Below are 12,709 nucleotides of genomic sequence, written 5' to 3'. Positions count from 1 at the left end.
CCATAAAAGCGAATGGGTATCGCTTCTCTTTTACTATTATACATATTTAACGCTTAAAATCAACAGGATTTTTGCGTTTTTTTGAAATTTGTTAAAGATTTATCAACTTAAATTTGATGAAAAAACCGTCATTTTTCACAAAAGGTATGTAAATTTATTATAGTGGCAATATGGGAATACTATTCGTAGATATGATAATATTCTGTCTGACTGGAACAGGCAGGAAAGACAACCAGGAAATACTAATCAGGAGAGCTGCCACTATGTGGTTGTGCTGATAAAAGATGCATGTTAAAATAGGAAAGAATTATCTGTCTGAAAAATGACAGAATATTATACAGCAGAGAAAAAAAGAGAGGATGAAGATTATTAAAACTTATTATTTGATTGATTATGAAAATGTAGGAAGTGAAGGCTTCAAAGGATGTGGTAAATTACGGGAAACAGATATTATCCATCTTTTTTATACAGATAACAGCAGAAAAATAGACCTTGATATTATCAATGATCATGGAGAGTCAAAACTGGTCACACATAAAGTACCGACCGGAAATCAGTCTGCAGATATGCATCTGGGATCTTATCTGGGATATCTGATAGGAAAAGAGTGCACAGGTCAGGATGAAGAATATAAAATTGTTGTAATCAGTAAGGATACAGGATTTGACCATATTATAGAGTTCTGGAAAACAGAAAAAAATGTGAAAATTTCCAGAAACGAGAAGATTTCCGGAAAACAGATACAGACAAAGAAACAGGTAAAAAAACAGACCAGTAAAGAAAAAGACAAACAGGTGGCAGAACAAACTGATCAGAAAACAGAAAAACAGTTGAATGAACAATCTGAAAAGCAGTCTGCCAAACAATCAGAGAATCAGAATACAAAAAAGCCAAAACAAAAGATAATTGACATGAAAGCCGGAACAAAGAGATTACAGCAGGAATTAGTATTGGTTCTTGACAAGGCAGGTATGCCAAAGGAAGTGGTAAACTATGTTTCCACAACTGTGGAGAAAAATGCAGAAGACAAAAACAGAAAGCAGCAGATTTACAGATCTATCATTTCCAAATACGGACAGACAAAAGGACTGAATATCTATAACCATATTAAAAAGAAAATTTAATGGAATAGTACTGAAAAATATCGGAATAAAAGAAGGAGGCCGGGAACCTTATGGATTCCCGGCAAAAGTATGAAAAAGAAAAAGTTTTATTTGCAATTACTCTTTGCTCTGTACAGGTATTAATATAACCGGAAAATGTGAGAAATATGTGGTGAGAATTTGAAAAAAATGTGAAATAGATGGAAATTTAAAGTGAACAGGAACAACAATCCTCTGGAAAATGGGAGAAAGTATTAGATTATGAATATACAGATTTTTGGTACAAAGAAAAACTTCGACAGCAAAAAAGCAGAACGCTACTTCAAAGAACGGGGAATTAAATATCAGTTTATAGATATGAAAGAAAAAGGCTTAAGTAAAGGTGAATTCCAGTCTGTCTGCCAGGCAGTTGGTGGTTATAACAAGCTGATAGATACTGACTGCAAGGATAAAGACCTGCTGGCATTGATCACTTATATCGCAGAGGAAGACAAAGCAGAGAAAATCCTCGAAAACCAGAGTATCATCAAAGTCCCTGTGGTAAGAAACGGAAAACAGGCGACAGTAGGATATCAGCCGGAGATATGGAAGAACTGGAAGTGATAATTATAGCCTTTTACAAGCTTTCAGATTTTACAATATTATATTGAATAAAATAGCTGTTTGACATATTTATATGTGTTATAATATAAAATTATTATAGAAGTTACTTTATATTGTCGTGCGACAGATATAATGAACTGATTTATAAAAATGGAAATATTGAGGTGATGGAAATGCCATTAACAAAGATTGCAGCAGAGAATTTTACGGTATTTGAAGATATAAAGATTCCTTTTTGTGAAGGATTAAATGTATTAGTTGGTGAAAATGGTGTGGGAAAGACTCATATTATGAAATTAGCCTATGCAGCATGTCAGGCTTCCAAACATGATGTGTCTTTTTCACAGAAAACAACTATGTTATTTCGTCCTGATCAGTCTGGAATTGGACGTCTGGTAAACAGAGGAAAGAGTGGAAGCAATAAAGCCATGGTTTCTGTGGAATCTGATACTGCCAAAATAGGAATGACATTTTCAACCAAAACACGAAAATGGGATGCAGAGATTAATTCAGAAGAGAAATGGGAAAAGCAGATGTCTGATCTCACAAGCGTATTTATTCCGGCAAAAGAGATTTTGTCAAATGCCTGGAATCTGGATGCTGCAGTAAAAATGGGAAATGTGGAATTTGATGATACGTATCTGGATATTATTGCGGCTGCCAAAATTGACATTTCCAGAGGAGTGAATTCAACTGTAAGGAAAAAATATCTGGATATTTTACAGAAAATCAGTAATGGGAAAGTAACATTGAATGAGGATCGTTTTTATTTAAAACCTGGTACACAGGCAAAGTTAGAATTTAATTTGGTAGCAGAAGGATTACGTAAAATTGCTCTTTTATGGCAGTTGATAAAAAACGGGACACTGGAGAAGGGATCCGTTTTGTTTTGGGACGAGCCAGAAGCAAATATCAATCCGAAATATATTCCGGTGTTGGCAGAATTGTTGATCATGCTGGAGACAGAAGGTGTACAGATTTTTGTTTCTACACATGACTATTTTTTGTCCAAATATATTGAAGTAAAGCGGAGACAGGACAGCAAAGTGCAGTACATTTCCTTATATAAAAATGAAAACAGCAAAGTATTATGTGAGATAGCTCCGGAATTTGAATTGTTGGAACATAATACAATTATGGATACATTCCGTCAGTTGTATCGAGAAGAAATCGGGGTGGCATTAAAGTGAGCGTTATACCAGAATCAGGAATGAATTTTGGAAAATATGATGAAAAAGATTTATTTCATATTGAAACATCTGAAATTTATAAAAAACTTGGAGATGGAATCCCAACGGTTGAGTTTATCCTGAAATATAATGAAAATAATATAGTGTTTCTGGAAGCAAAGAAAAGTTGTCCAAATGTGGCGAATCGATATGAATCGAAAGAAAAAGAACAGAAATTCGAAGAATATTATGGTTCAATAACTGAGAAGTTTATATCATCTTTGCAGATATATCTGGCGGCAATTATGAACAGATATCAGGATACGTCAGAGATAGGAGACAATCTTCGATCAGTAAGCAATATGAAAGATGTAAAATTAAAATTTATTCTGGTTGTAAAAAACGCAGAAGATATTACGTGGCTAGCTGGGCCATTGGCAGAATTAAGAGCCAGATTGCTTAAGGTCAGAAAAATATGGGGTGTTGAGGTGGTTGTTTTAAATGAAGAACTTGCTGGAGAATATAATCTAACGTGTTAGAGCGTGAAATCAGTACTTTTCTGATTACATGAAGTAAGAACTATATACAGGAGATGATAAAATGGCAAAGATCAGAATCATAAAGAAAAATAATGACTGTAGCATGGAGTATGAAGTAGGTGATATTTGCGAGGTCACAGGTACCTGGTATGGCGGTGTCCACATCAACGGCCGTTCCGGAATTCCGGTTTCCCTTGATAAAGAAGAATATATGGAACTCAATACAGAACCGGAAGAACCTGACAGTGCGGAAAATGGAAATACATCGGAACCACCGGAACACAATATCCATGCAGGCGACATTGTACAGCATTTCAAAAGAGAATGGGTATCCCCGGATACTTCCGAATATCTTTATAAAGTCCTTGCAGTAGCCCATCACACAGAAAATGGTGAGAAACTGATGATCTACCAGGCACTCTATGCACCTTTCAAGATCTGCGCCAGACCCTATGATATGTTTATGAGTGAAGTAGACAGAGACAAATATCCGGATATTAAACAGAAGTACAGATTTGAAAAATATACTGAAAAATAGATGATTGATATTTTATGGAATTGCTATAGTAAAACAGGCACTTTTGCCTGTACAAAAATATTTTGTTGTTGTATAGTAATAACAAATAATAGCAGCACACGTTTCCAGAGATTTTATGGGATTATCTGAAAAAATGTGCAGAAAGAACGAAAGGGAAGGAAATATGCAGAAAGTATTAGTAGTCGTAGACATGCAGAATGATTTCATCGACGGAGCTCTTGGAACAAAAGAGGCAGTTGCCATTGTACCTGGTGTAAAAGAGAAAATCAAAAACTTTGATGGAGTTGTTCTTTTTACCAGAGATACCCATGAAACTTACTATCTCGACACCCAGGAAGGAAAGAAGCTTCCTGTACCGCACTGTATCCGTGACACCGAAGGATGGCAGATCAGAAGCGAATTAGATGCACTCAGAAAAACAGAACCCATTGACAAAGAAACCTTTGGTTCCACAGATCTTGCAGGAGAACTGGTGGCAATGAATGAGGATAATGAAATCGAAAGTATCACATTCGTAGGTTTATGCACAGACATCTGTGTTATTTCCAATGCACTTCTGGTTAAAGCATCACTCCCGGAAGTTCCGATCATCGTAGACGCTAAATGCTGTGCAGGTGTAACACCGGAAAGTCATGAGAATGCATTGAAAGCAATGGAAGTATGCCAGATTCAGATTGACAGATAAACTGCAGAGCAGTTATTCAGTTATAAACAAGCAGTAAAGCAGATGATTTTATCCGCCTGACAATTCAGATATGAGGAGTGACAAAATAATGAAGACAATTACACGAGACGAGGCATTTACATTATTAAAAAAATACAACAAGGATCCATTCCACATTCAGCATGCCCTGACTGTGGAAGCAGTAATGAAATGGTATGCCAATGAACTTGGCTATGACGAAGATGCAGAATATTGGGGAATTGTAGGACTCCTTCACGACATCGACTTTGAACTATATCCGGAAGAACACTGTCTGAAAGCTCCGGAAATGCTCCGCGAAGCAGGCGTAGGCGAAGACGTAATCCATTCAGTTGTATCCCACGGTTACGGCATCACAGTAGGATGCGGTACAACCATTGATGTAGCACCGGAACACGAAATGGAAAAAGTACTCTTTGCAGCGGACGAACTTACAGGACTTATCTGGGCAGCAGCACTTATGAGACCATCCAAAAGCACAAAAGACATGGAACTCAAATCTCTCAAGAAGAAATACAAAAGCAAAGGCTTCGCAGCAGGATGCTCCAGAGAAGTCATTGAACGCGGCGCTGACCAGCTCGGCTGGGAACTGCAGAAGCTGCTCACTATGACACTGCAGGCAATGTCAGACTGCGAGGATGAGATTAAGGCGGAGATGGATGCGGAAGCGTAATTGAATGTCTGCTTTATTGACTTATTACCAGAAATGAATGATGGAATCAGAGAACCAGACTGTATGTAGGGGAAGAAACCTATGTGCAGTCTGGCTTTCTTTTTTATATGGAAGTTGATGAAAGAGAAAAGATATCAAAAAAGAAATATGCAACAGTTTTTGCGTATTATAGATAAGTGAATATAATAAAAAATGTCTGACGAAAATTGTTGCTGTTTATGTCAAAAAACTGTATAATATGTCACAAAGAAGTTAGATTTATCAGAAAAATTAAGGCATAAGAAACAAAACAGGTATTTTGCAGATAAAACAGGAGTGAAATCAGTGCTGGATGGCATTTGGTGAGTGAATATATGGCAGATATAGATAAAACATTAAAATATTACAACGAAAATGCGCAGTCTTTTGCATCTGGGACTGTTTCAGTAAAGTTTACAGAAGTACAAGACAAATTTCTGGAGAAACTTAACCCAGATGCGTATATTCTCGACTTTGGCTGCGGTGCAGGTAGAGATACAAAGTACTTTCTGAGTCGTGGATATCAGGTGGATGCAGTTGATGGTTCAGAACAATTATGCCGGATTGCAAGTGAATATACGGGAATCAAAGTCAGGCAGATGCTGTTTCAGGAATTGGATGAAAAAGAAAAATATGATGGCATATGGGCTTGTGCATCTATTCTCCATTTGCCGAAAAAACAACTGCGTGAAGTTTTGGAAAATATGTATGCAGCATTGAAATCGGAAGGTTGGATTTATACCTCTTTCAAATACGGAGAATTTGAAGGTGAACGAAATGGAAGATATTTTACCGATTTTACAACAGATACATTTAAAGAGTTCATACATGACATGCATGGCCTTAAAAAAGAAGAACATTGGATTACAGGAGATGTCCGACCGGGAAGAGGTGAGGAAAAATGGCTGAATTTACTTCTACAGAAAAAGTAAACATCGGGTATGAAAACGAATATTCCACAGATGTAATGACCGGCGGACCGGATAAAAGAAGACAGTTATATTATCAGCTGATACAGAGCATGAAAAAAGCAGAAAGCGTTGATATCATTGTCTCTTTTCTTATGGAATCCGGAGTGAGAATGTTGCTGAAAGAACTGGAACATACCTTGAAACGTGGAGCCAAAATCCGAATCCTGACAGGAAACTATCTTGGAATTACACAGCCATCAGCACTATATCTGATCAAAAGAAAACTTGGTGACAGAGTTGATCTCAGATTTTATTGTGAAAAAGGACGTTCCTTTCATCCAAAGTCTTACATTTTCCATTATACAGATTACAGTGAACTTTACATCGGTTCTTCCAATATTTCCAGAAGTGCGCTGACCTCAGGAATAGAATGGAATTATCGGTTCAGCAGTCAGAAAGATCCGGAAAACTACAAAGAGTTCTTTTGTACATTTGAAGATTTATTTGTGAATCATTCCATTATCATTGATGACAAAGAATTAAAACGTTACTCCCAGAACTGGCATCGTCCGGCGGTGGCAAAAGACCTTGACAGATATGATTTTGCAGAGCCGGAAACAAATGATACGAAAATAAAACCTTTATATGAACCAAGAGGAGCACAGATCGAGGCATTGTGCGCATTGGAAGATACAAGAGCAGAAGGAGCACGGAAAGCACTCATTCAGGCTGCAACGGGCATCGGGAAAACATTTTTAGCTGCTTTTGATTCAAAAAAATATGAGAAAGTGTTGTTTGTTGCGCATAGGGAAGAGATTCTGAAACAAGCAGCAGTTTCTTTTCAGAACGTAAGAAATTCCAAAGACTATGGATTTTTTATGGGAGCTGAGAAATGTACAGATAAACCGCTTATATTTGCCTCGGTAGCAAGCCTTGGGAAACCGGAATATTTAAATGAAAAATATTTCGTTCCGGATTACTTCGATTACGTGGTGATTGATGAATTTCATCATGCAGTCAATGACCAATATCGAAGAATTGTAGAATATTTCAGACCGCAGTTTCTCCTTGGACTGACGGCAACGCCTGAGAGAATGGACGGCAAAAATATATATGAAATCTGCGATTATAATGTGCCGTATGAGATTTCACTGAAAGATGGAATCAATAAGGGAATGCTGGTTCCGTTTCATTACTATGGAATTTATGATGAGACTGACTACACAAAGCTACATATAGTTAAGGGAAAATATGTAGAAGAAGAACTGAATAGAACTTATATCGGGAATGCTTACAGGCATGAGTTGATTTACAAATATTACTGCAAATATGGCTCCAGTCAGGCATTAGGATTCTGCTGTTCCAGAAAACATGCAGAAGAAATGGCAAAAGAATTCGGTAAAAGGGGAATTCCGTCGGCAGCAGTTTATAGTAATGCAGATGGAGAGTTTTCCATGGACAGAGCAGAAGCGATTGAGAAACTGAAAAGTGGGGAAATCAAAGTTATCTTTTCAGTGGATATGTTCAATGAAGGCGTAGATATTCCGTCAGTCGATATGGTAATGTTCCTGCGTCCGACAGAATCCCCGGTTGTATTTCTACAGCAGCTTGGAAGAGGATTGCGCAGAAATAAGGGAAAAGAATATCTCAATGTTCTGGACTTTATCGGCAATTATGAAAAAGCGGGAAGAGTCAGATATTTGCTGACAGGGAGAAACAAAACAGGGAAAGAAATCTATTGTCCGGCAGACAAAACGAACTACCCAGATGACTGTTTTGTTGATTTTGATATGAGATTAATTGATCTGTTTGCGGAAATAGATAAGAAACAGCTGACGATCAAAGAACAGATCAGAAATGAGTATTTCCGGATCAAAGAATTGCTTGGTAAACAACCAACCAGAATGGATCTGTTTACTTATATGGATGATGATGTTTATCAGATGGCAGTTACACATTCGAATGAAAATCCGTTTAAAAAATATCTGAATTACCTGGAAGAATTGGATGAACTCACAGATGAGCAGAAAAGATTCAGCCAGGGAATGGGAAAAGACTTTATAAATCTGCTGGAAAACACCAACATGAGCAAGGTGTATAAAATGCCGGTACTGATGGCTTTTTATAACCATGGGAATGTGAGAATGGAAGTGTCAGAGGCAGAACTTCTGGCAAGCTGGAAAGAATTCTTCTCTACAGGAATAAACTGGAAGGATTTGGAGAAAGAGATTACATATGAGGAATATCGCAAGATTTCGGATAAGAACCATATCCAAAAGATAATGAAAATGCCGGTACACTTTCTGTTAAAATCTGGGGAAGAATTCTTTGTGAAAAAGGATGGAGCGGCGTTGGCATTGAGGGATGAAATGGAAGAAATTGTGAAGGAGCCAGTGCTGGCGGAACAAATGAAGGATGTTATTGAGTATAGGGCGATGGATTATTATCGGAGACGGTATAAAGAGCAGATAAAAGCACTTTTATAGTGATGGAGAAGATGCGTATGGAATCAGAAAATTATGTGTATAAAAAAGAAATAGATTGGTCTACGTTGATGGAAGGCTTTACCTTGCCGTTAGATAATCAGGTGATTTTTCTTCGAAATATGGAGAATTTTTTACAACGTGGACAATCTAAAATCATTCATTTTTTCATGAATGGAAAAACGTATGATGCCAAAATCGTTAATATGAATAACTCAGTTGAAAAGAGAAAGAAAGATGCCTATCAGATCAGATATCCGAAAAATGGTGAACTGTCACAGGCACTCCAGCAATACTTTTTCAAAAGCATGAGTTACATAAAGATGGTTCGTGAAAGTAGAGATCCTAAAGACAGAAGTTATATAAAACTGCCGGATGGACTAAAAGAATATCTTGCTATTTATACCACAGAATATGAAGATACTTTTCTTCTGGAGCCAATAGCACAGGATGATTTTCAGGTTATGAAAAAGGCAATTCAAGGAATGCGAGAGCGGACTGTGGAGAACGAAATAGAATATGAGATGGAAGATAAAAGCAGTGGAATAGAAAAGAGATTACAGATTGTAAAGATTCGTAAACTGAACAGAAAAATTGGAGAAAATTTGAAGCTGTTGTACGAATACCGATGCCAGATATGCGGACAGGTGATTGGAGAAAAGTATGGTTCACATATCGCAGAGGCACATCATATTGATTATTTTGTTAATAGTTTGAATAATGATGCGAATAATCAGATGATTGTATGCCCGAATCATCATAGCGTTATACACGATGCGAATCCGGTGTTTGATCGGAGGATGATGATGTATAGGTTTGATAATGGGGTGGAAGAGAGGATTAGACTTAATAAACATTTAGTGTAGTTTATCAGAGAAAAATATGTAACTATATATTATGTCGTAAAAGATACAGCAAGAATGGATTAAAAATAGTATTTTAGTTGAACGAATAAAATCAAAGAATAAGTAATTTGAAAGGAAAATTATAAACGAACAAAATGGTTAAAATATTTACATTGCCTGCGAATGAAGGCGATTTTATATGGATTTGCTATGGTGAAAATGAAGTATTTAGCCATATCTTAATCGATGGAGGTACTAAAGAATGTGGAGAAGAATATGCATCAATTATTAATATTATTGATGAGCGTAAAGAAAAAATAGAAGCGCTTGTGTTGACTCATGTAGATTATGATCATATACAAGGAGCACTAGAGGGAATTTGTAGAACTTCCAATGATTTATTAACTAGAACAGTGAAAAAGGTTTATTTTAATACATGTCGGGGTATTCGAAGAAGTATAAAAAAGACAGAAAAAATTTCAGAAGATTCTGATTGTGTGGAAGATCAGATTTGTGTAAATCAGAATTACAAAGAATATGGGGTGGGCGATGGAATCAAATTTTTGGAGTTATTATCAGAGAAAGGCTTAAAAGACCGTTTAGTAGATTATGTTATATATGGCAAGCAAGATGTTTTAGCTGATAACGCAATAATACGATTTATTAGTCCTGGAGAAAAGGAATTAATAAAATTTGCAAACCAATGGGAAAAGTATGAAAAAGAAAACGAGAATGTTCAATATGCAAGTAATCTTGATATGGTGAAAAAAAATTTGGCTGATTTAATGAACGAAAATTTAGTAACTGATCCATCTATAAATAATGCATCTTCGATAGCTTTTATTTTTGAATACCAGAATATAAAATTGGCTTTTTTAGGAGATGCAAAACCATCAGTGTGCTTGCAAGGAATTAAAAAAATAAACGACTCAGCATATTTAGAAGTCGATTTATTAAAATTGTCACATCATGGTAGCAGAAGTAATACTTCTGATTCCTTGTTAAAGACAATTAAGACGAATAATTATTTATTAAGCACAAACGGTCATCATAAGAAGGTACCCAATAAAGTTGTACTTTCTCATCTGCTGAAAAATGCAACTGAAAAAGGCATTAATCTGTATTGTAATTATGATTGGTATAATACAGAATACCATGAAAAATATTTTACATTTGAGGACCGTAAAGAATTTTTAAATACAAAAAAGTTATCTTTGTATCTGTTAGATGACCAAGCTTTAGAGATAAAGGATGGATGTTATATATATGGAGAATACGGAATGTTTTGAGATAATTAATCGACTGTCAGTAAGAATTGCTAAAAATGGAACAGAACAGTTAAAAGGATCTGGAATTTTGCTTTTAAGGCAGTCTGGAGAAATGGCTGTTGTTTTTACAGCTGCACATGTGGTGACTAATATATTCAAAGAAGCTGAATCACAGATATGTTTGTTGTTAGGGTGCACGGATAGTTTGGGAAATGCTCAAGAAATTAATGTTGAAGCAAAATTAGTTTCAGATATTTCAGATTTTGTACCCGAAGAAGGAAATGTGTACATTCATCCGGATTATAAGCAATCAGAACCATCTTCTATTGCTGATATTGCTATTATTCTTATACCATGGCAGGAATGGATGGATGCAATGGAATATATACAATTTAGTCAGGGAAGCCTTGAAGAGCAAATATATGGTTATGGATTTCCGATGTCTATGGATAAAGAGCGTGAGAAAGTAGGTGCAAATTTCCTTGATGGAAAACGAAAATTGCAAGGTAAAATCAATAATATCGTTAAAAATCAAACATATTCCATAGAATATGATTTTGGTTCGATAGGGAGAACTGGTTCACGTAGTAGTGTGATGGAGGGTTTTTCTGGAACAGGACTATTTGCTATTAGGAATAATGGTATTAATTTTATATGCGTTATTTCAGAAGAATGTGGTGACAATTCTTCTGGAACATTATTAAGAGCTACTTCTTCTGAAAAGTGCAGAGAATTATTGGAACTTATCAATTTAGACTTAAAGTATCCTTGTTCTTTTGAAAAATATAAGAAATTAGCTATTTCTATATTTCCACACAATCGAAAGGAAGCAAAAAGATTGTTTTGCGATTTTTCAGAAGAATTAATTGAAGAGTATAATTTATTACCGATAAATTGTGTTGAAAAATGGTATGAAGAATTATCTTGTAAAAGTAATCGAAGAAAGTGTGATAATTTTTGGACTGGAAAATTACAGCTAATGGTTATACTTTGTGGTTCAAGTTTGGTTTCTGGCGATAATGTAATTAAGCCCGTGATAAATATGCCAGATCCTTACAAAGATGACCAAGTTGAGGTGGAATACATTTGTACCGAAGATGAAACAGAATCGGTTTTAGGTCGTTTAATAGAAGCTGAATATTTTGCAAAGCAAGGGAAATTAAGAAATGGAACAATATTTGTTTTAAATAGTAAAGATAGACTTTTTTTGTTATGCCCAAGACATGAATGCCGTGCAATTGTAAGAGATATTACGGCAGATACAGAATATTCTAACAGGGTATTAAAGAATAAGTTAGGACAGTTTTTATCTGAAAACAACAAAGATTCGAGTGATTTTGATATTATTGATGGTGTATCAGCACAATGTAATTTAGCAGCAATAAGTGTTGATCGTATGTTGGATTTGATCAATAGAAGTCGAATTAATAAAGACCTGTTACAAGAAAATATGAAAGGGGTATTAAGAGAGTTATGGAAAGAGTGACTAATTTAATAAATTGGAAGTTGCAAACTAGACTAGAGGATAAATGGGGATGTAAATGTAGCTACTATACTCGTAAAATGTATGCTGATACCCCGTATCATTCACATATATTTATCTGTGTATTTTCTGAGTTGGAAAATTTATATCAAAATTGGAAAGAGATAAATTATTATGTGGCAGTAAAATATCAAGCTAAAGTAGAATCAGTTATAGAGAAAAGTAATTTTTACATTTGTATGTTTACTTCAGAAAAACCTGCTAACAAAAGTCAAGTACTTTTAAGCAGGTTTTTAAAATTATTTCTTTAATCTATTTTTGTGTACAACAAGAAGACTGGCGTTATTTCCAGTCTGTATAATTACATCAGATG

At 35.6% G+C, this 12,709-nt stretch carries 12 protein-coding genes; all 12 read left to right on the top strand.

Translation table 11 applies throughout. The features are described 5' to 3' along the window. The first annotated feature begins 359 nt into the window (after nt 1-359). The 12 genes from KQI87_RS07965 to KQI87_RS07910 all read left to right on the top strand — a co-directional run bounded on the left by KQI87_RS07965 (nt 360) and on the right by KQI87_RS07910 (nt 12,339). Nucleotides 360-1,124, top strand: coding sequence for a PIN domain-containing protein (locus KQI87_RS07965; RefSeq protein ID WP_216459666.1), 765 nt, complete (start codon nt 360-362; stop codon nt 1,122-1,124). A gap of 240 nt (nt 1,125-1,364) precedes the next feature. Beyond that, complete coding sequence (locus tag KQI87_RS07960; protein ID WP_025579520.1) at nt 1,365-1,706, top strand: arsenate reductase family protein; 342 nt, start codon at nt 1,365-1,367, stop codon at nt 1,704-1,706. Between the two features lie 167 nt (nt 1,707-1,873). After that, nucleotides 1,874-2,896, top strand: a complete 1,023-nt coding sequence (locus KQI87_RS07955; protein WP_173680715.1) for an AAA family ATPase — start codon at nt 1,874-1,876, stop codon at nt 2,894-2,896. Next, nucleotides 2,893-3,414, top strand: a complete 522-nt coding sequence (locus tag KQI87_RS07950; protein ID WP_025579522.1) for a hypothetical protein — start codon at nt 2,893-2,895, stop codon at nt 3,412-3,414. Before KQI87_RS07955 ends, KQI87_RS07950 begins: the two co-directional genes overlap by 4 nt. Nucleotides 3,415-3,475: 61 nt before the next feature. After that, nucleotides 3,476-3,952, top strand: coding sequence for a DUF1653 domain-containing protein (locus KQI87_RS07945; RefSeq protein WP_216459665.1), 477 nt, complete (start codon nt 3,476-3,478; stop codon nt 3,950-3,952). Between the two features lie 163 nt (nt 3,953-4,115). Beyond that, entirely contained in the window at nt 4,116-4,637 is a 522-nt protein-coding gene (locus KQI87_RS07940; RefSeq protein WP_216459664.1) for a cysteine hydrolase family protein, read from the top strand. Nucleotides 4,638-4,725: 88 nt separating this feature from the next. Further along, nucleotides 4,726-5,328 carry an HDIG domain-containing metalloprotein gene (locus KQI87_RS07935; RefSeq protein WP_216459663.1) on the top strand — a complete coding sequence of 201 codons (603 nt, stop codon included), beginning with the start codon at nt 4,726-4,728 and terminating at the stop codon, nt 5,326-5,328. 353 nt (nt 5,329-5,681) lie between these two features. Next, entirely contained in the window at nt 5,682-6,278 is a 597-nt protein-coding gene (locus KQI87_RS07930; RefSeq protein ID WP_216459662.1) for a class I SAM-dependent methyltransferase, read from the top strand. Further along, nucleotides 6,248-8,743 (top strand): DEAD/DEAH box helicase family protein, encoded by a 2,496-nt coding sequence (locus tag KQI87_RS07925; RefSeq protein ID WP_216459661.1) that lies wholly within the window; start codon nt 6,248-6,250, stop codon nt 8,741-8,743. Before KQI87_RS07930 ends, KQI87_RS07925 begins: the two co-directional genes overlap by 31 nt. A 17-nt stretch (nt 8,744-8,760) precedes the next feature. After that, nucleotides 8,761-9,606, top strand: a complete 846-nt coding sequence (locus KQI87_RS07920; protein ID WP_216459660.1) for an HNH endonuclease signature motif containing protein — start codon at nt 8,761-8,763, stop codon at nt 9,604-9,606. Between the two features lie 134 nt (nt 9,607-9,740). Further along, entirely contained in the window at nt 9,741-10,874 is a 1,134-nt protein-coding gene (locus KQI87_RS07915; protein ID WP_118331476.1) for an MBL fold metallo-hydrolase, read from the top strand. Then, the gene (locus KQI87_RS07910; protein ID WP_128865997.1) at nt 10,852-12,339 is read left to right on the top strand and encodes a hypothetical protein; all 1,488 of its coding nucleotides are present in this window, start codon (nt 10,852-10,854) and stop codon (nt 12,337-12,339) included. The genes KQI87_RS07915 and KQI87_RS07910 overlap by 23 nt, the downstream gene beginning before the upstream one ends. Nucleotides 12,340-12,709: the final 370 nt, after the last annotated feature.

This window comes from Blautia sp. MSJ-9 (genome assembly GCF_018919065.1).
Taxonomy (GTDB): domain Bacteria; phylum Bacillota; class Clostridia; order Lachnospirales; family Lachnospiraceae; genus Blautia_A.
Note: the sequence above shows the minus strand (reverse complement) of the source record. Positions and strands in the feature narration are given on the sequence as shown.

What these genes read in the sequence shown, in the direction of transcription:
- KQI87_RS07920 (WP_216459660.1), top strand. Translation starts at nt 8,761, where the DNA reads ATGGAATCAGAAAATTATGTGTATAAAAAAGAAATAGATTGGTCTACG.
- KQI87_RS07930 (WP_216459662.1), top strand. Translation starts at nt 5,682, where the DNA reads ATGGCAGATATAGATAAAACATTAAAATATTACAACGAAAATGCGCAG.
- KQI87_RS07925 (WP_216459661.1), top strand. Translation starts at nt 6,248, where the DNA reads ATGGCTGAATTTACTTCTACAGAAAAAGTAAACATCGGGTATGAAAAC.
- KQI87_RS07945 (WP_216459665.1), top strand. Translation starts at nt 3,476, where the DNA reads ATGGCAAAGATCAGAATCATAAAGAAAAATAATGACTGTAGCATGGAG.
- KQI87_RS07935 (WP_216459663.1), top strand. Translation starts at nt 4,726, where the DNA reads ATGAAGACAATTACACGAGACGAGGCATTTACATTATTAAAAAAATAC.
- KQI87_RS07960 (WP_025579520.1), top strand. Translation starts at nt 1,365, where the DNA reads ATGAATATACAGATTTTTGGTACAAAGAAAAACTTCGACAGCAAAAAA.
- KQI87_RS07910 (WP_128865997.1), top strand. Translation starts at nt 10,852, where the DNA reads ATGGAGAATACGGAATGTTTTGAGATAATTAATCGACTGTCAGTAAGA.
- KQI87_RS07940 (WP_216459664.1), top strand. Translation starts at nt 4,116, where the DNA reads ATGCAGAAAGTATTAGTAGTCGTAGACATGCAGAATGATTTCATCGAC.
- KQI87_RS07965 (WP_216459666.1), top strand. Translation starts at nt 360, where the DNA reads ATGAAGATTATTAAAACTTATTATTTGATTGATTATGAAAATGTAGGA.
- KQI87_RS07915 (WP_118331476.1), top strand. Translation starts at nt 9,741, where the DNA reads ATGGTTAAAATATTTACATTGCCTGCGAATGAAGGCGATTTTATATGG.
- KQI87_RS07955 (WP_173680715.1), top strand. Translation starts at nt 1,874, where the DNA reads ATGGAAATGCCATTAACAAAGATTGCAGCAGAGAATTTTACGGTATTT.